The organism is Crinalium epipsammum PCC 9333, from assembly GCF_000317495.1.
Taxonomy (GTDB): domain Bacteria; phylum Cyanobacteriota; class Cyanobacteriia; order Cyanobacteriales; family PCC-9333; genus Crinalium; species Crinalium epipsammum.
This window is the reverse complement of sequence record NC_019753.1, coordinates 989647-1008563: the sequence shown is the minus strand read 5'-3', so window position 1 is coordinate 1008563 and position 18917 is coordinate 989647. Positions and strand designations below refer to the sequence as shown.

General features: G+C 39.7%; 15 protein-coding genes, 2 pseudogenes and 1 CRISPR repeat array. Of the genes and pseudogenes, 7 read left to right on the top strand and 10 right to left on the bottom strand.

Features of this window, described 5'->3' with window-relative positions:
* Positions 1–101: 101 nt before the first annotated feature.
* Together CRI9333_RS04295 and CRI9333_RS04290 are read right to left on the bottom strand one after the other, a co-directional pair.
* Positions 102–2579 (bottom strand): BsuBI/PstI family type II restriction endonuclease, encoded by a 2478-nt coding sequence (locus CRI9333_RS04295; RefSeq protein WP_041225935.1) that lies wholly within the window; start codon positions 2577–2579, stop codon positions 102–104.
* Between the two features lie 39 nt (positions 2580–2618).
* The gene (locus tag CRI9333_RS04290) at positions 2619–3827 is read right to left on the bottom strand and encodes an RNA-guided endonuclease InsQ/TnpB family protein (RefSeq protein ID WP_015201933.1); all 1209 of its coding nucleotides are present in this window, start codon (positions 3825–3827) and stop codon (positions 2619–2621) included.
* Positions 3828–3877: 50 nt separating this feature from the next.
* Here CRI9333_RS04290 and tnpA point away from each other — a divergent pair.
* Positions 3878–4292 (top strand): annotated as a pseudogene (gene tnpA, locus CRI9333_RS04285) (IS200/IS605 family transposase).
* Between the two features lie 175 nt (positions 4293–4467).
* Here tnpA and rimM read toward each other — a convergent pair.
* The 3 genes from rimM to CRI9333_RS04270 all read right to left on the bottom strand — a co-directional run bounded on the left by rimM (position 4468) and on the right by CRI9333_RS04270 (position 7571).
* On the bottom strand, positions 4468–5046 hold the full coding sequence (gene rimM, locus CRI9333_RS04280; protein WP_015201932.1) for a ribosome maturation factor RimM: 579 nt from the start codon (positions 5044–5046) through the stop codon (positions 4468–4470).
* Between the two features lie 111 nt (positions 5047–5157).
* Positions 5158–5757, bottom strand: coding sequence for a tetratricopeptide repeat protein (locus tag CRI9333_RS04275; protein WP_015201931.1), 600 nt, complete (start codon positions 5755–5757; stop codon positions 5158–5160).
* Positions 5758–5822: 65 nt separating this feature from the next.
* Positions 5823–7571, bottom strand: coding sequence for an alpha/beta hydrolase (locus CRI9333_RS04270; RefSeq protein WP_015201930.1), 1749 nt, complete (start codon positions 7569–7571; stop codon positions 5823–5825).
* Positions 7572–7881: 310 nt separating this feature from the next.
* Here CRI9333_RS04270 and argF point away from each other — a divergent pair, with 310 nt between their 5' ends.
* The 5 genes from argF to CRI9333_RS04245 all read left to right on the top strand — a co-directional run bounded on the left by argF (position 7882) and on the right by CRI9333_RS04245 (position 12192).
* A complete protein-coding gene (argF, locus tag CRI9333_RS04265) occupies positions 7882–8805 on the top strand; it encodes an ornithine carbamoyltransferase (protein ID WP_015201929.1) in 924 nt (307 codons plus the stop codon).
* Between the two features lie 387 nt (positions 8806–9192).
* Complete coding sequence (lexA, locus tag CRI9333_RS04260) at positions 9193–9825, top strand: transcriptional repressor LexA (RefSeq protein ID WP_015201928.1); 633 nt, start codon at positions 9193–9195, stop codon at positions 9823–9825.
* 87 nt (positions 9826–9912) lie between these two features.
* Positions 9913–11400 (top strand): AmpG family muropeptide MFS transporter, encoded by a 1488-nt coding sequence (locus tag CRI9333_RS04255; RefSeq protein ID WP_015201927.1) that lies wholly within the window; start codon positions 9913–9915, stop codon positions 11398–11400.
* Positions 11401–11450: 50 nt separating this feature from the next.
* On the top strand, positions 11451–11639 hold the full coding sequence (locus CRI9333_RS04250; RefSeq protein WP_015201926.1) for a hypothetical protein: 189 nt from the start codon (positions 11451–11453) through the stop codon (positions 11637–11639).
* Positions 11640–11658: 19 nt separating this feature from the next.
* Positions 11659–12192: a GNAT family N-acetyltransferase gene (locus tag CRI9333_RS04245; RefSeq protein WP_015201925.1), complete on the top strand. Its 534-nt coding sequence runs from the start codon at positions 11659–11661 to the stop codon at positions 12190–12192.
* 96 nt (positions 12193–12288) lie between these two features.
* Here the strand turns inward: CRI9333_RS04245 and CRI9333_RS04240 are convergent, their stop codons facing one another.
* Complete coding sequence (locus tag CRI9333_RS04240; protein WP_015201924.1) at positions 12289–13737, bottom strand: IS1/IS1595 family N-terminal zinc-binding domain-containing protein; 1449 nt, start codon at positions 13735–13737, stop codon at positions 12289–12291.
* A 180-nt stretch (positions 13738–13917) separates the two neighbouring features.
* Between CRI9333_RS04240 and CRI9333_RS04235 the strand changes: the two genes are divergently transcribed.
* Entirely contained in the window at positions 13918–14676 is a 759-nt protein-coding gene (locus tag CRI9333_RS04235) for a HEAT repeat domain-containing protein (protein ID WP_015201923.1), read from the top strand.
* Between the two features lie 212 nt (positions 14677–14888).
* A CRISPR array of direct repeats spans positions 14889–15942; the repeat unit is 37 nt; unit sequence GTTTCAATCCCTAAAAGGGATTATTAGCTATTTTCGC.
* A 253-nt stretch (positions 15943–16195) separates the two neighbouring features.
* Here the strand turns inward: CRI9333_RS04235 and cas2 are convergent.
* The 4 genes and pseudogenes from cas2 to cas6 all read right to left on the bottom strand — a co-directional run bounded on the left by cas2 (position 16196) and on the right by cas6 (position 18907).
* On the bottom strand, positions 16196–16465 hold the full coding sequence (cas2, locus tag CRI9333_RS04230; RefSeq protein WP_015201922.1) for a CRISPR-associated endonuclease Cas2: 270 nt from the start codon (positions 16463–16465) through the stop codon (positions 16196–16198).
* A 16-nt stretch (positions 16466–16481) separates the two neighbouring features.
* Positions 16482–17485 (bottom strand): annotated as a pseudogene (cas1d, locus tag CRI9333_RS04225) (type I-D CRISPR-associated endonuclease Cas1d).
* A 13-nt stretch (positions 17486–17498) separates the two neighbouring features.
* Entirely contained in the window at positions 17499–18089 is a 591-nt protein-coding gene (gene cas4 / locus CRI9333_RS04220; protein WP_015201921.1) for a CRISPR-associated protein Cas4, read from the bottom strand.
* Positions 18086–18907, bottom strand: a complete 822-nt coding sequence (gene cas6 / locus CRI9333_RS04215) for a CRISPR-associated endoribonuclease Cas6 (protein ID WP_015201920.1) — start codon at positions 18905–18907, stop codon at positions 18086–18088. Before cas6 ends, cas4 begins: the two co-directional genes overlap by 4 nt.
* Between the last annotated feature and the right edge of the window lie 10 nt (positions 18908–18917).

Sequence of the window (18917 nt, the reverse complement as noted above, 5' to 3'; positions counted from 1 at the left end):
TAGATCAATGAGCAAAAGTCTGCAATCTCAAAAATAAATATATCTGCTCAGTGATAGTAAACAGTACTTAAAAATCGCAACATCGACGAGATCAGCGACAGCTACAAGTATTCACTTTCATAGGGTCCCAGAAATCTCTCGCCATTGAAATGAATCATATGATCGGGCTGATCCGCCACCCAAACTTCTGTTTCCCAAGAAATCTCAGCAAGATACCGAGTCATTTCCTTACGGCTTGGGAAAGCAGTAACAAAAACTAGCCCCTTACGGCTCGACTCAAAAAGTTGCTTTAATTCATTGTGGCGTTTTAAATTAACTGGACCATGACTGGTGACAGCTTCTATCAATACAAGCCAGTCTTGGGGTGTATAGTGAACTACAACGTCTGGCATTTTACCGTGAGGATCTAACTCAACCCCCATTTCTCGGAACTTCTGACTTTCATTAATAATAAATTTATCTCCAGCATCACCTACATACAAAACTACACCTCCAGGTGTGAATCTAGGACAGAAGCTTTCCAGAATGTCTTTGATCAATATATTTTGTCCACCTGATGAAAGTTGAATTGCTTGACCATCAGGCAAACTTATGGGAATCAACGGTATGTTTCGATTTCTGTCCTGCAATAAATTTGTGACTGAAACAGCATAATTTCGGCGAGCCTCTTCCCACTGTGCAGAACCATAGGATTTCAAAAGTGACAATGCTTGTTGATGAAGCTGATAACACCACTTGGGACTATTAATTGGTCGCTCTGGTTGATCTGGATTCTCAACAACTATACCCATCTGCACAAACTGGTGCATCGTTTTTCGTCGGACTGTTTCGCGTGTATTTGGTGCATATTGTTTACCGTAGCGATCGCGAAACCAATCCATCATTTCAGTAATTCTACCTCTTGGTGCTGTCGCTTGTCTCCAAGGGGTTTCAGGTTGAATGTCTGCCAATGCGAGCAAGCAAAGTGCCGAGCGTTCGTTCTGCTGCTCCCTTGGAGCAGAAATATCTTTAAGAATAGCAAGTGCCTCCTCAATCCGTTTACTAGCCTGAACTGCTCTGGTTGCTTCGCTCATAATCGACAAAGTTTTATGTACCACTGTATCAATTTGTAATTGGTCAAAAAAAGAGTCACCAATTTGGCTTCCTAACTCGATTAATTCATTTTTACAAGGGTACTTAACTCTACGCAAATCTGTGGCATTGACCTGTGTATGCCCATTAAACTGACGGAAATAACTATCAAACAAGGTTGAATTGAGGAATGCCGCTAAACCTCGTGCAAGGTCGGGATTGATCCCTTTACCTTTAGCATGGTAGTAATTAAGGTGATTCTCTATACCTAGTGCTGGTGCATCTATAGGGGAACATACAGCAGCAGAAATGCGACGCTTCTCTTCTTTGGCAGAAAAGCGTTTTATTAAAACATACCAACCTGGTTGAACTAACCACTTTGCTGTTTCCTGATTTTGTTCAATCGCGATCGGCTTACGAGGATTGCTAGGTGGGAACAAAATTTCACCTGCTTTGATAGATTCAGGGTAAAGCAGTGGAACACTTTGCTCATTTAAGCAATTTCTCAAAGCTGATTTAAGGCGAAAATCTACAACTGGACCTGTCGATACTTCTAAACCAAGTTCTTCTAATGTGGATGAGAATTTATCCATTTGCAATCTCAAAGAATCTTCAAGAGAGTTGGTAACGATATGAATAAACATCTCTGAATCATTGCTTTCAATAACTTCCCTGTAAGGAACACATCTAAATTCGGAAAATCCCTCTAACTCATTCTCGGAAATATTGGTAATTTCTATATTGTCGGGCTTATTTTTTGTTTTAACAGCATGAAAAATAATATTTTCTTGTAATATTTTATCTTCTGAAAAGGTGGCTGTACGGCTCTTAAAAATATGAAGTTTTGACAGTTTCATATTTCCTAAAAAAGCTTTACGGAAAGGACGAAAATAAGTACCATTACAAAAACTTCTGGGTGTGATGGCAACTATCTCTCCATCATCAATAAGCTGCAACATAGTAATCCAAACAAATGCGCTATATAAATTAACAGTTTCAATTCCAAGGCTTAAAAGAATTTCCTTTTCAATTGATTTACTATTAATTTTCTTATAGGGCGGATTAAGAACCGCGTGAGTAAAACTGGTATAAGAAGCAGTAAAAAACGGCGATTTTTTTTCGGTAGCAGCTTCTATAAAGCTTTTGTTGTATAAACAATAATTTGCTTTAATTCCTCTGTATTCTAAAACTGTACAACACTCTGTCAGGCATTGTTTTAGAGATGAGAGAAAGGTTGATTCAACTTCATACGCTGTTATGAAGCAACTCTCAACCTGATTAGGATTTGCCAATAATTGCTCTACAAAGGCAGCAGTTAACACCCCAACTCCTGCCCCAGGATCTAGAAGACTGACATGACCCGATAAATTGCTAAATTGTTTTGCCATAAAACGGGCAACTGGGGCTGGAGTCAAAAACTGACACAATTCGCTACGCTGCTTCAAATTCAGCCTTGAAGAGAAATGAATTCTGGCAATGTCAGCGGAGTCTGTAAGGAACGTCGTCATACTGTCAATAGCGTTGGTGAAGGCTTTGACACTCCCCCGTCAAGCTTGCGCTGTGACGGGAGATTCTTGCTTCACTGAAACTTGCTCTTTGATGCAAGCACCATTAAGTCTTACAGTTTCTCCACAAGCTTGAATTTCCGTATGTCCTACGGTATTTGTTAACAGAATTCTTATGCCCTCTTCCCTAAGATTTTGTGTTGCATTTTCATCCCTATCGTGGTGAGTTTTACATTCAGGACAAACCCATTCACGAATACTGAGATTTAATGAATTGTTCTTAACTTTACAACTATTACAAAGCTTGCTACTAGGAAAGAATCTGTCAACTTGAACAAATATTGCTCCCTCTCTATCTAGTTTATGGCTGATAAAATTAAGCAACATTCCCCAACCAGCATCTAATATTGATTTCGCTAGTTTGGTACGTGCTAATCCTTTAATACAAAGGTTCTCAGCTATAATGACTTGGTTTTCGTCTACTAATTTTCTTGAGAGCTTATGGAGAAAATCTTGTCTTGTTTTCGCTATTTTTTCGTGAACTCTAGCAACTCTCTTAACCTGTTTCTGACGATTTAAAGACCCTTTTTTCTTTCTGGATAATGCTTGTTGTCTACGTCTTAAACGTTTAGCATATTTCCTGGTAGGTTTAATCGGATCAACTTTATCAAAATCTTTTCCATCAAAAGTAGTAACTAAATTACTTAAACCTAAGTCAATGCTTGTGATTTTCCCTTTCTTGTTAGTTGTTAAATCATCAGTTTCAAATAAAATTGCAGCAAAATATTTATCTGTACTGGTTTGAGAAACAGTTACAGACTTAATTTTACCGTTAATACTTTTTGAAATGTTTGCTTTAACAATGCCAAGTTTTGGAAGTTTTAAACCACCATTTTTAATTGAACAGCTTTCAGGATAACGAATTGATTGCTTTCTATGTTTACTTTTAAACTTAGGGAATCTTGCTCTTTTACTAAAAAAGTTCTTAAAAGCTGATTCTAAGTTTTTAAGTGTTTGTTGTAATGTAGCAGCAGTTACTTCTGTTAACCATTCATAATCAGATAGCTTTTTGAGTTGAGTAAGGTCTTTAGCCATGTCGTAATAGCTCATACCCTTACCCGTTTCTTCATACTGAGTGTTAGTTTTGTTCAGGTAATAATTAAATACAAATCTAGAACAACCAAAGCTTTTGGCTAATGCTTGTTGCTGCCCCTTATTTGGATAAATTCTCACCTTGAGTACGTCTAACATCAGTTCTTTTGAGCTAAACTTATCTATATATTAACACTTGACGCTTAAAGATGTCAACCTCATATCATCACGGTTTTAGGTCTGTTTACAAACTTAACGCTCACGTTGTTCTCGTGGTAAAATATCGTAGATGTGCAATTAATGCCGAAATCTTAACACGGCTCTCTAGAAATCTTAAAACAAACCTTAAATAAGTGGGAATCAGAACTACTAGAATTTAAGGGAGAGTCAGATCATGTTCATTTGTTGATTGACTATAAGCCAGATATACCATTATCCACATTAATCGGGAACTTAAAAACAGTTAGCAGCAGATTAATCCGTAAAGAATATCCCTGGTTAGCCTCAAAATATTTCTATAACAAACCCTATTTCTGGACTGGTTCTTATTTTGTAGCTAGTTGTGGAGGTGCTACAATTGAACAATTAAAAAAATATGTCGAGCAACAAGCGACACCGGAATAAGGATTCGCTTCGCTCAATTTATATAGTTTGGTCGCCATTCATCTCGCCACTAACCCTACGGGTGTAGTGGGAGTCCTCTGGCTCCATTCAAGATAGCTGTGCGATCGCCGTAGGCTACGCAGATGAAGTACAAAATTTATCGACTTATGCTCATTGGTCAATTGATAATTGATTCCTATGCCAAATCTAATAAGCCAGGGGGAGGATTAATTTCAATTCGTTTTTGTATGATATCTACTACAGGGACAATTTCTTTTACAAATGGAATTAACACTGTCTTAGCTGATTTTTGTTTGCTATCAGATTGTGAAGTAGATGCTGATGTTTGATGTCGCTTCACTTCCAACAAATCGTTCCCTGCTGAGATAACAGAGACTACTACCCCTAAATTTTCCCCTGTAAGCTGGTTAAATACTTCTGCACCAACCAAATCTATAATGTGATATTCGTCTTCTGCCAGCGTAGGGCGATCGCTCTCTGGTACCATTAATTGATAACCTCGTAACTCCTCGACTTGGCTACGATCCTCTATTCCAGCTAATTCCACTACATATAAATTTTTTCCAGCAAGATAATAACCCCCCAACAATTCAATTGGTTGAGGTTCAGTTTCCCCTGGTTTTAACAGCCAGCGTGTTCCTGGTTCCTCAAACCTTTCAGGAAAGTCAGAAGTAGGATAAACCCGCATCTCGCCGTTTAAACCTTGAGGCGCAACAATTGTCCCAATTTCTAACCACTCAGAATTAGCCATCATAATTAACAATTAACAATTAACAATTAACAATTAACAATTATTAATTATTAATTAACAATTATCAATGACCGATGACTAGGCGGAAAGTTACGTTGATTTCTGCCCAGCTACTTACCAGATAAATAATACCTCCTTTTCATCGCTTGGCGGTGTAACAGGATCGTTAGACTCAGGGATGATATTTTTATCACCAGTAGATGAGTCTAATGAACGCAAAGCAGGTTTGTCATCTTCATCAAAAATCAAACTGATTTCACTTGATGGTGATACCATAGTCTGAGTCTGTAACATTTTAATTTTACGAATGTTATCAAGGGAACGCGCTGTTCCTACTTTGTCATTAATTTTTTCACGAATGTTTAATGATTGCTGCAACAACTCTATTGCTTGTGCGGGTTCTTTGAGATAGAAAGAAATTATCCCCAGGTTGTGGAGTGTTCTTGACTCTCCAGCTTCATCGCCAACTTCTCGATAAATTTTTAGCACTTGTTGATAAGTATTTAAGGCATCTTGATATTGATGGCTGCGATATTGCTCAACTCCTTGCTTAAATAACTGAGTTGCTTGAAGCGGTTGATTTTGGATGGCGTTATTGCTACCTCCAATAAAATTTGTATCGCCAGAAGAATTTGCTGCTGCGGGTAAGGTATAGCTGGCAGTAACTACTAGGCTAAAGATAAGGAAGCTAAGAAATTTAGTCTGCGATCGCATATATTTAACTTATGTATTTAGTGTGTTAAAAAACCTCAAAAGCGCTTATTTGCCCCTGCGGTTCATTAAGGCGTAGGTGAAAGTGAGGGAGAGGGAGAGGGGGAAGGAGATGCTTCTGGGGATGATGCTGGTGTAGGTTGAGCATCCCCTTCGGTTAGCTGTTGTGGAGTGATATTTTGCACAAGATTTAAAGGAATTTGATATTGACTAATCAATTGAGCATAACCAGCATTCAAGTAAGCTTTATATGGTAACTCTCCAGCTATATAAGTTTTGAAAAAAGCTAAATTTAACGCCTTCATATATTCATAAGCAATCTTTGGGTCAGGGCCAAGTGCTTGAGCAGGTAAGGGTACAACGCCTTCTGATTCCTTCAAAACCGAAAAATGAGTGCCTCCTTTCAGTAATACTAAAAATTTCTCAGGAGTAGTTAGCCAAGTAAAAGGTTTAATCTGTTCTGAAAAAGCTGGAGTGACTGTATCAGCACTACCAGAAACAATCATCGTCGGAATTTTAATTTGGCTGATTTGACTTTCTCCAAACAAACTGCTAGAAACAGGGTTAATTGCGCTCACAGCTTTAACTCGTTCATCCTGCAACTGATAATTATTTGGTGGTAACACCAGCCCGCTACATTGCAGTATTAAAGATACATTTAAAGAATCTTGCGAGTTGGCGCAATCTTTTTGCAGTTGCTCAAAATTCAGCTTCGCGCCAGCTAAAGCTAAACTGGTGTAGCCTCCAAAAGACTGACCAGCAACACCAACTTGTTGCAAATTTAACTGTTTTGGAAACAATCTATCCAATTGATCCAATAAATACTTAATATCTATTGGTCTATCAACCAACTCGCTAGGAACAACCAAAGATCTAGAAAAACCACTAAGTACAGATTCTATTCTCTTGGTATTGCTACCAGAATGTTCTGGTACAGCAACAGCAAATCCGTAGGAAGCTAAATGTTGTGCTAAATACCCAAATGTCTCACGATCATCTCCCAATCCATGAGAAATTACTACCACAGGTAGAGGGCGCTGATTGGGACCTTGGGGTAAATAAATATCTACTGGAAAAATGCGCCGACGACGAATGTCATTCAAATTAATTGTTTGCTTTTTCCAGGTAAATGATCCTGGTTTCCTAATATCTGGTAACCCAGAGAAATCTACTAGGGATTGGGCGGATGCTTCAGTTGTAGCAACTTGTTCAATTGCTGCGATCGCGTTTTGAGATTCACCAATCAGGTTATTTAACTCATCAATAACCTGAAACCCTCGCTCCGTATTAATCCTAATCCCATAAGTGGGAAACTTTTTCAGGACATTTAACGGTGTCAAACCTTCGGGAGAAGCAGCAGCCTGAATCATCGCTGCCCGAATCGCATAAAAACCTGGTTGATTAGCTTTAGTTTGAACTACCTCCCCAATTCGTCCCAGCAAAATTTCTCCAGTAGGCGAATATAGAATCTGGGAAATTCTTACCGGACTTATTTTCGCTCGCCTCACGAGTACACGGCGTAATTGCTCAAGCTGTTTTTGATCAAAAAACCGAGTGTAGAAAGCAAATTCGGGTTCAATTTTACCTTCCCTGGCATACGCTTCCAATGCAGAAACAGGCAAAGAAAAATCAAGCGGTCCATAAGTGACATAGAGCTTTTCAGCACTTAAAACAGGCTTGGATGCTACGCCTGGAAGTATTAAACAGCCTAAATTTAGCAGTACAATTCCTAATTTAGCTTTTAGTGGCATAGTAGGCGGATTAAGCTTAGGAATCAGCCGCGCCCACCGAGGAGATCTAGTTTCAGTAGCGATCATGTCAGTAGTTAAAGCTAATAGGGGATTTAATCACCTAAGAGGTTTTAAGCGTCTTAGGTCATAGGTCATATATTCCAGTGACTAAGATGGTCACACTATAAATGTAGAGACGTGCTGTAGCACGTCTTGACCTGAAAACAGCGCGTCTTTACTTGGAAAATTAGGAATAGTAATTTGTTACTTTAACTGAGGAATCGTGAAAAAGTAAAAGCTCAAAAGGCATAAATGTTTTATTCTGTCTTTACCTTTTCTAGTTACTTAAGTGACAATCTCTCTTATTTGCATTGAAATTTAGTTCTTGGGTAAAAGCATGGAAGTATTAAAAGGACGAGATTTATTAAGTTTGGCAGACTTAACCACTGATGAAATCCACGAACTATTAGATCTAGCAGCAAAGCTGAAATCTGGTGCAGTTAACCTGCGGTGTAATAAGGTGCTGGGACTATTGTTTTATAAAGCTTCTACCCGAACTCGTGTCAGTTTTACTGTAGCGATGTACCAATTAGGCGGTCAAGTAATCGATCTCAATCCAAACGTTACCCAGGTAAGCCGAGGGGAACCTTTGGCAGATACAGCACGAGTATTAGATCGCTATCTTGATATTCTAGCAATTCGGACATTTGAGCCGGAGGATTTACAGACTTTTGCCAATTATGCTCAGATTCCCATTATTAACGCTTTAACAGATTTAGAGCATCCTTGTCAAATTTTGGCAGATTTATTAACTGTTCAGGAATCCTTTGGTTCACTGGAAAATCTGACATTAACTTATTTAGGCGATGGCAATAATGTTGCCCACTCGCTGCTGTTAGGGTGTGCTTTAGTGGGAATGAATGTTAGAATCGCCACCCCAGATAAATTTCAGCCAAATCAGCAAATTGTGCAGCAAGCAGAAGAAATTGCTGCTATTAAGGGTACAGAAGTAATTATTACTCAAGATGCTCAAGCCGCAGTTAAAGGAGCTTCTGTAATTTATACCGATGTTTGGGCAAGTATGGGGCAAGAAGATCAGGCTGGCGATCGCATTCCTATTTTTCAACCTTACCAAGTTAATGAACAACTATTAAGCAGTGCCAATTCAGACGCAATTGTACTTCACTGTTTACCCGCTCATCGAGGAGAAGAAATCACCGACGGCGTAATGGAAGGGAAACAGTCACGAATTTGGGATCAAGCCGAAAATAGAATGCACGCCCAAAAAGCATTGCTGGTTAGCCTTTTAGGGGCAGATTAATTAGAGGGAGGAGAGAGGAGGGGGGGGGGAGGGGGGAGAGGTCAAAAACTCAATTCTTTCTCCCTCCCCTTAATAAGGGGAGGGTTGGGGAGGGGTAAAACCAGGAATTTGGCAAGAAGTTTAAAGAAGCAAAACGCTTGCAATACAGACACTTTTAGCTAAAGCTCACGCATTCTGTTGAGATAATTACCACTAGACAAATAGCTGTCATTAATAGTACGAATGTTCTATAGATAGTAGTAATCAGTATTTAGTTAGGAGATCAAATTGATAGGGGAGAGAAAAATTTGCCAACCTTTAACCCACAAAGCATAAAAACTCATCCTCAAATTTTCTCCTAACACAAGGAAAACTGATAGCTAAGAATAACTAAGGATTTATAGCTCTATGGAACCCCTGACAGACGCTCAACAAAAACTTTATGATTGGCTAGTAGATTACATTAGCCAGCATCAACACGCACCTTCAATCAGGCAGATGATGCTGGCAATGAACTTAAAATCACCAGCACCAATTCAAAGCCGCCTAGAACATTTACGCATTAAAGGATATATTAACTGGACAGAAGGTAAAGCACGCACGCTTCGGATTATTCGTGGCGCTAATGGAGTACCAGTCTTAGGAACAATTGCTGCTGGTGGTTTAGTTGAACCATTCACCGACGTAGTAGATCATATAGATTTTTCTCAAGTATTCCGTCAGCCAGATTATTTTGCTCTACGGGTAGTTGGCGACAGCATGATCGATGACCAAATTGCCGAAGGCGATATGGTGATCATGCGACCCGTACCAGAACCAGAAAGAGTTAAAAATGGCACTATCGTAGCGGCGCGAGTTGAAGCACACGGCACAACTTTAAAACGCTATCACCGTCATGGAGAGACAATTACTCTCAAACCGTCTAATCCCAAGTACGATCCGATTAAAGTAATGGCTAACCAAGTGGAAGTACAAGGGATTTTAGTAGGTGTTTGGCGTGGTTACGATTCAGTGCTAAAATCAACACCCAAGCGACAGTAACATTGAGAAGCACTTTGTCAAGTGTTTTCAGTGTGAAAGAATAAGTTCAAATGAATAATTAAATATGAAAAGGAGCCATTTTGCCGAATGAAAGCAACTCAATCATTGCTGCAAGCTTTTCAAAGCCGTAAAATGGCTGCTTTATCATTACTAGGTTTTTCTTCGGGTTTACCGTTATTTTTAACGAGTAGAACCCTGCAAGTTTGGATGACAGAAGAAAAAGTAGATTTGGGAGTAATTGGGTTATTTGCGATCGTATCTTTGCCCTATTCACTCAAATTTGCCTGGTCGCCTTTATTGGATCGGTTTGCGCCGCCTTTTCTAGGACGCAGGCGGGGTTGGCTAGTCGTTACTCAGGTTGGGTTGTTATTAGCGATCGCAGCTATGGCATTGCAAAAACCAGCCCAAGATGTACAAGTACTACAACTGTTAGCAATTAATGCCTTAATTATTACTTTTTTGAGTGCAACTCAGGACATTGCAGGTGATGCCTATCGTACCGATGTATTAAAACCAAATGAACTAGAAGCAGGCGCATCAATTTGGGTACTAGGCTATCGTGTTGCCTTGTTAGCAACAAGTTTCCTGGCTTTAATTTTAGCCGATTATATGCCTTGGAATGTTGTTTATTTGTTAATGGCAGCTTTCATGGCAGTAGGATTAATTACATCTTTTTGGGCTCCACCAGCAGCAGGTGAAGATTTGCAAAATCGCTCACCACTATCTCTAAAAGATATAATTTTCCTGATAATTATAGTTGCATTAGTAGTAGGCTTACTAGCGGGCGTTTTTACAAGCTTCATTCCCTTGAATGTGTTTTATTGGGTAGTAGCAAGCTTGATTGTAGTCTGGCTAATCACATCTTTTTTGTTACCGAAACGTAACTTAGAAAATGTTTTATCAGATAGACCACCCCAATCTTTGCAAGATGCCGTAGTTATGCCATTTCAAGAGTTTTTTCAAAGATTTGGTTTGCCTAAAGGCAGCTTGATTCTTGTTTTTATATTACTCTACAAACTTGGCGACGCTTTGGTAGGAAACATGGCTAATCCATTTTTGATCGCCATAAATTTTACTAAAACTCAAATAGGAGCAATTCAAGGAGGCATGGGTTTTCTGGCGACTACTGTGGGAGTATTAGCTGGTGGCGCAATTCTAACTAAACTAGGTATAAATCGCTGTCTTTGGATATTTGGTATTCTGCAATTAGTCAGTAACTTTGGTTACTATGCCTTAGCCGTTACTGGTAAAAATGATTCTCTTCTTGTTGTAGCAATTAATATTGAAAATTTCTGTGCTGGATTAGTTACAGTTGTTACAGTTGCATTTTTAATGAGTCTTTGTAACCACCGTTTTACAACTACTCAATTTGCATTATTCTCTAGCTTAGTAGCTATCAGTAGAGATATCCTTTCTGCTCCAGCAGGTCAGTTAGCTAAAGCAACAGGCTGGCCTTCATTCTTTTTGATTACTGTAGTATTAGCTATACCTGGATTGTTGCTTTTGCCTGTTGTTGCCCCTTGGAACGGTCAACCTATGGCGATACCAAACTCAGGAATAAACGATCAAAACTAGGAATTTCAAGCTCAATTCTAGAATCACTTAGAGTTTTTTAACAAAGAATTATGGCTTTTTTACGTCAGTATATTGCCCCCTTTTTGATTTTATTGGTTTTTCTGGTAGCTCTAGTAGCTGTAAGCATTCGTAGTTTTATACCGCAAGATATGGCAGCACCAGCACCAATTGAATCGGTGAACAGTGACCAGGTATCAGTAATCGGTGATAAATTAATTACTTTTGTTGATTACTGTTAACTTTTAACTAATAACAAAAGTGACAGATTTATTACTAAATAATTACCAACAACGGAGAGGATCAGGAAAAGACAAAGCACTACTGGTAAAGTTCATGCAATTAACTTACCAGGAACTTTTTCTGGAGCAGCAAGATTTTTCCCATTTAGCTGTAACAGTTGAAAGATACTTTTCTCAAGAAACGCCGTTGTGGTTGGTAGAATTTTTGGGTAGTGAAGAACAGGAAACCCCCTCAATCTCCAATGAGCAGGGGGGGTTAATTAGAAAGGTTTCTGCTGTTCCTGCGATCGCTTGTTTGTGGTTGGGTAATGCCGTAGATCAGGTGCAGGGCGATCGCTTTTCCCACATTTTTTTACTTTATGTTAATCCCAATCACCGCCGGAGAGGGATCGGTTCGGCTTTGATGCGCCATGCAGAAAACTGGGCTAAGTCAAAAGGCGATCGCCAAATTGGGTTGCAGGTGTTTGAAATCAATACACCTGCTGTCAATCTTTATCACAAACTTGGTTATCAAACTCAGTCACTTTGGATGGTAAAACCTTTAAGCAAATAGCAGAATGGCAGTTAGCAAATAGCTATTAGCTATTAAGTAATGAGTGCGGTTAAGGTAAGCTTGAAGGTGACAAATAACTAATCACCAGCATTACTGCTATTTTTTGTTTTTTCTAGTACCAAACCCTTTAGATTTCTTATTGGTTTTACCTTGATTTGAACTAGATTTGGATGCGCGATCGCTAACACCCGTAACAGATTTATTTTCCTTAGCTTCAGCCGTTTTGGTAGCAGATTTATTACTACTTGGGTGATTTTTTGCAGCTAAAGTATCAGGCTCTACAAACTGCTTACCGCAATCTTTGCAAATATACCTTTGCTTATCTTTACGATGACCATTTTTTCTCAGTTCAGTAGAATCACACGCAGGACATTTAACCTGTGTTTCCTCTTTACTATCTGGGATAGTCGGCTGTAGTGAGGACTCTGGAGATGTTACCTCTAGGGAACTAGAACTAAGGCTTTCTAAGTTTGTCTCGGTTCCGTCACTTGGCGATGAAACCTGTAGTGATTCTACGGGCGCAGGTGTCTCTATTTGAGGCAATACCTCTGCTTCAGTAGAGTGTTCAACTTCTAAAGCCTGAGAGGGTATTTCTTCCAATACAGACGTTTCTGGCGCTACAGGAGCCGAAGCTGTTGATTCTAAGCTAATAGCTGGTGTTACTTCGGTAGAATTTTCCTCAGTAGCATTTTGCTCTAGAGGTGCTGTCTCTGGTACAGATGCCTCTGGCTCAGTAGGATGAATCTCTGTTTCCTCTGCTGGAGGCGCTTCTGTTGTGAAGGTTTCTGCTGCTAGATATGGTGTTTGCTCTACATTTTCGTTTGATGTGGAATTTTCTAATGCTGGTTCCTGAGAGGGTATCTCCTCTAAAGACGGCGTTTCTGTGGCTACACCAGGTGCGATCGCCTCTGTTTCGGAGCTACTAGGCAATTCAGCCTGAACGGGTGTTTCCTCTGCTGGAGGCGCTTCTAAGGCTGGTTTAGGGGTTGGTGGTGTCTCCTCTACTTGATTATCTGTCTCCAGTACAGTAGATTCCGGTGTTTCTATCGCTGGCATTTCCTGTTGTACTTCAGGCGGAGGGGCAACTACCGAGCTTGAAGTAATTGCTGAAGCAGGGCTATCCTCTACCTGAGTATTTTCCTCTAAGGCAGGAGGCGACTGTGCAACTTTCTGAGCCGCGATCCAGTTGGGGTCAGGTTCGGGAAGTTTCGGGGCAAAAACTACCTGATTTAATGGCTTAGGGGGAGCCATGCGACTGATGCGATCGCCAATATTTTCAGGAATCGCATAAATGACAGGCATAACGGTTGGCTTTGATACAGCATCTCGTACCAGAGCCGCAATGTGTTCTGAAGGGTCGGGGGCTGGTCCTAGAGCAGGTGTTTCTGTAGTATCAGGTAAAATATTTTTTGATACTGAATTGACCACCACTGCTGGCGGCACCAAATCATGTATTTGTCTGTGATACTCCTGGTTTCGCGCCAGTGGGGGTACAAATCGGATAGCACGAGCCATCCGTCGATAAGATTCTAAATATTCTGTCACATCTGCGCTCCATGAGACTTATACAATCAAGCTCTCAGTGTCGGTAATATACCAAATTCCCTTTTATAATCAGACAAACACGCCCTGAATGTTAGTTTTCTTAACTAAAAATAGGATTTTTTGTAGATATGCTCATGATTAAAATGCTGGAATCGGGTTGAATAAGGTAATTTATCAGATATGTACAATGATGAAGACCTAACCCTACTCGATCCTGATGCTGAACTCGAAAGTCCCCTCGATCAGCTAGAACCTATTGATGCGGAAACGGAAGCTCCACAGATTGATCCTGAAGCAATGCTGGCACTGTTAGATTCAGCCGCAACGCCGCAAAGGATGCTGGCAGCTAGAGCTTTTTGTGAGTTACAGGATAACCGCGCTATCCCTCGTCTAATTAGCCTGTTGACAGACGCTTGCCCATTAGTGCGAGTGAGCGCAGCCTATGCTTTAGGACGCAACCCCAGTACAACAGCAGTGGAGCAGTTAATTGCTCAACTAAACCGTGACTGGAATGGCTATGTCCGCAAAGGTGTTGTCTGGGCTTTGGGTAATTGTCGCGATCGCCGTTCTTTAACTCCTCTAACTCACGCCCTCAAAACGGATATCTCTGCGGTACGCCTTTGGGCTGCTAGTTCTCTAGCTCAAATGGCTGATTTAGGATATGAAGCCGTTGTTGCCTCAATTCCCCCTTTAATTGAGGCGTTAGTGCAAGATCCTGTTGCTGGTGTTCGTAGTAATTGTGCTTGGTCGATTGGACAATTATGCCGAGAATTACCTTCCAATGTTGTTTACGCAACTGCTGTTGATGCCCTGATTCAAGTTTTGGAAGAGGATCAAGATCTCGGTGTTCGTGAAGATGCCAAAGCAGCACTATTAAAATTAGGTGATGCTCGTGGTTTACAGGCAATTGAAGCGTTAGAAATAGAAGAAATTAGTTAAAATGTGAGGTAAATGAAAGATATTATATAAAAGTTTACTTAGTTATAGTAATTGGCTAAAATTTAATAGCAATGCTGTTAGATTTTATTCTTGTTGGGAGCTAGTACTTTTTGAGTATTAGCACCTTTAGTTTATATTTTATGGTGTAGTTTATCAATAAAAACTCAGCAATTTTAACCACACCTGATTACCAGTTCTCCATCAACATAATCGTTTCAATCCCTAAAAGGGATTATTAGTAATTTTCGCAAAAAAGGAATAATTCATGAGAAAAAACCCCTAACGTTTCAATCCCTAAAAGGGATTATTAGCTATTTTCGCTCGCCAACTGAAGTTCCCACGCCATAGTAGCCAAGGTTTCAATCCCTAAAAGGGATTATTAGCTATTTTCGCCAACGTACTTAATATCATCGGTGTTACGAATCCTGTTTCAATCCCTAAAAGGGATTATTAGCTATTTTCGCGTAACCCCAGAGACTCTACACCTTGACTATTAAGGGTTTCAATCCCTAAAAGGGATTATTAGCTATTTTCGCAAATAGTAGCCTAACCCACACCAGTTGATTTGTTGTTTCAATCCCTAAAAGGGATTATTAGCTATTTTCGCCTAGGTTGATTCAGAACTTAGACCGCTACGAATTGTTTCAATCCCTAAAAGGGATTATTAGCTATTTTCGCTTATACTATTAAAAAATATAATCCTAGTGGATTTCTGTTTCAATCCCTAAAAGGGATTATTAGCTATTTTCGCGCTTCGCTCGCCGCCGCTTCTGCTGCCATTCCCGTGTTTCAATCCCTAAAAGGGATTATTAGCTATTTTCGCAATCTTTGGGCACCTACTAATAGTCAAAATATCCGTTTCAATCCCTAAAAGGGATTATTAGCTATTTTCGCGGCTGTAATCAAATTGTTGATTTTCAAGCTTCCTATGGTTATAGTCTGGTTTCAATCCCTAAAAGGGATTATTAGCTATTTTCGCCTGTAAAAACTACTAATCCTGATGGTTCTTTAAGTTTCAATCCCTAAAAGGGATTATTAGCTATTTTCGCAAAACTATTAATCCTGATGGGTCAGCTATTGAAAAGTTTCAATCCCTAAAAGGGATTATTAGCTATTTTCGCCTTCGCAAGGCGGTTAATAAGGAATTAGGTCTTTGTTTCAATCCCTAAAAGGGATTATTAGCTATTTTCGCAAATAAATAGACCATTCCCACCACTGACGAAAAAATTGTTTCAATCCCTAAAAGGGATTATTAGCTATTTTCGCTGCGGTCGCCCAAAACGATGATTGTATGAAGTTTTCAAGGTACAAATTCGCTAACCTTCAGTCATTATAACATCTTAGGCTTTAGCGATCGCATAACCACATCTATATATATAGCAGAAACATCAGTCTGAGTCAGAGGTTGGGAGATTGCGCGAATCGGATCAACAGTCTCATTCAGGTTCAACCCTTACTATATAAAGCTTTGAGCTACTTTTTTAGCAATACCCAACCCCAACACCTACCATTTCGCGCATTAAGCAAAGAAAATAGTTTCATCGCGTACTTGCTCACCGCCAATTCGCTCTACTTTAGTTTGACAGCAAGCACACAGGAAGTAGAACAAAATGCTATCGTCAGCCTTAATCATTTTACTCAAACGCGATCGCAGTTTGGCATATTGAGTATCAGTCAAATTACATTCAAACAAGCTAAACTGCATCCATTGTCCGTAAGACTTCAAAATACTATGGATTTTAGTACGCCGTTTGTCTTCCGAAATATCGTAAGCTACTACAACGTGCATAGTTAAATTATCTATTCTATTTTAAAACTAATGGCGGATAAAGTTCAGTTTCATCCATTAAATATTTTCCTAATAATCGTGCTTGAATTTCAAATGCTTCTTGATAAGTGCATTGTTTTTGTAGCACTGGATGTTTAAATTTAGTTTGTTTCTTTTGCTCGTACATCCGTAAAAATGTCCGCCGTCCTTCCTCTGAAAGATAAACTGCACCACTAATAGGTTCTGCGGTAAAATCCGAGGGAACAAGCGATCGCTTATTTACTACCGACAATACTACAGCATCAACTACTAAAGGTCGAAATTCTTCCATTAAATCTAAAGCTAAAGAAGGTCGCCCATATCTTTCTGTATGCAGATAACCTAAATAAGGATCAAATCCCACAATATTAACTGCACTTTCGATATCGTGCGCCAGCAAAGAATAACCAAAACTTAATAAAGAATTAATCGCATCAGTAGGAGGACGGCGGCGACGCGCTTCAAAAGTAAAACCTTCAGCACGAATTAATTTTTCAAAACTACCAAAATATGCCGCACTTCCCGCACCTTCTAATCCTCGCAATGAATCAACACTTTCAGTTTTATTGATCGGCGCAATAGTTGATCTAATCGCGTAATGGCATTTTGAAAATTAAGACTTTCATACTCTCTTTGTGCGCGTAGTAAACTATTGCGATAATTCTTTAACTTACCCCGCACAAAACCTCGGACAACGTGAGTTACTTTCGCAGCATTTTCCCTAGTTTTCCATTGTGCGGAACGAATAAAGATATTTTTGGTTAGTGGTGGTTCCAAGCGTCCTAAATAACTGCCTGTTCTGGTTAAAAAAGTCAGGGGAATTTTGCGGTTGAGTAACTCCATGAGTGCTGCTGGAGAGATGGTAGATCTACCCATGACTACCACGCCATCTATCTTAATCATCGGTACATCTAACAAAGTTTTCTTCTCTGCTTTAACTTGCAGCCGTTCATCAGTTTTACCAATGAAACTATCTTCTTGGCTAATATAAACAGTTCCCATCTCTAGCTCCATTTTAATTTTCTTGATAACGATTAACTTTGGTAGCAGCTTGTGGCAAACATTGGGTGTAAAGGCTACATCCTTGACAACGTTTGCTATAATTAGGTGACGGCATTTTTCCGGTTTCTAATAAAGTAGAAACAGCTTGGATAGTTGCGATCGCTTGTTTCCTCAATTCATCTGTAATTTCTACAAGTTGCCGTTGATGCGATTGAGCATAATAGATATAACCTTTAGTAACAGGCTGTTTTGTCATCTCCTCTAAACACAAAGCTTGAGCGACAACTTGCATTTCATCGTTATCAAATTCGCCTTTATGTCCGCGCTTGTATTCAACGGGATAACAACAACCATCCATTTCTTCAATCAAATCAGATTTACCAATTAAGTGATATTGTTCTGATTTCAGATAGATAGCGCGTACCTGCCAAGTTTCATCGCGGTGTCCTTCTCCTAAAGTGTGGACGCGATCGTGTAAACTCGTTCCCTCAATCGTATAATTATTGTCAACAAACTCTCCCGCACAAAACATCCGCCAGCAACGGTGAGGGCAATAACTATACTGATTAAGAGCAGAAATCTGAATGTAATCAACACTATTCATTTATTTAACCTCCTAAGCATTCCCATTCCCATCGGTGTTTTTCTACCTACACCGCTATAAAGAGCAAAATCAGCCAGAGTATTAATTCGCTTGATAATCTGAGAATCTACTTCTCCCAAAATCCGAAAACTGAGCATCCCAACACAACCGATAAATTTACTGCGGGAGTCGGTAATAATTTCTGTGTGAATATCAAAAAAGCTCGGAAAAATAGATTCGGTTAATGTTGGTGCAAACTCGATATTGCTGTATTGATTCCAGCGTCTTAACAAACTATTAAATACTAAATCTTTAGTCGGGAGAGCGGTATCAAACTGAGTTTGCCGAAAAGCTGTAGGGGTACAAAAAGCAAAATCTATTAGGCGTTGTTCTTCTGAAGCTTGCTCATATAATTGAGGATAACTAGCAAAGTTTACCCAAGGTTGAGTTGATTGGGGAGTACCTAAAATACTGGTAATCTGCAAGTCAGCAGAACCTAAATGCCAGGGATGACTGGGATTGAGATTTAACCAGAGTTGAGTCAGATGCCCAAACAAAGAATCATCCAATAGAGAGATGCGCCACCAACAGGGAGTACCAGCAGGGATAGGTTTGTTGTGTTCCCATTGCAGATTATGGTTACGACTAGGGCGCGTGCTTATTTGCAGGGGGCTGAGGGAGAAAGCTTTGTCAGCTTTTTGCTCGTGGAGGCGAGATCCTAATTCTCGATCTACGGAACTCACTAAGGTTAAAAAGAGGGCATGAAGGTGTTTACCTGTAAGATATCCAGGCTGGATGGGTGAAGTGGGTAAAAGTTTGAGGACAAGACTATGAGGCATAGAGTTGATA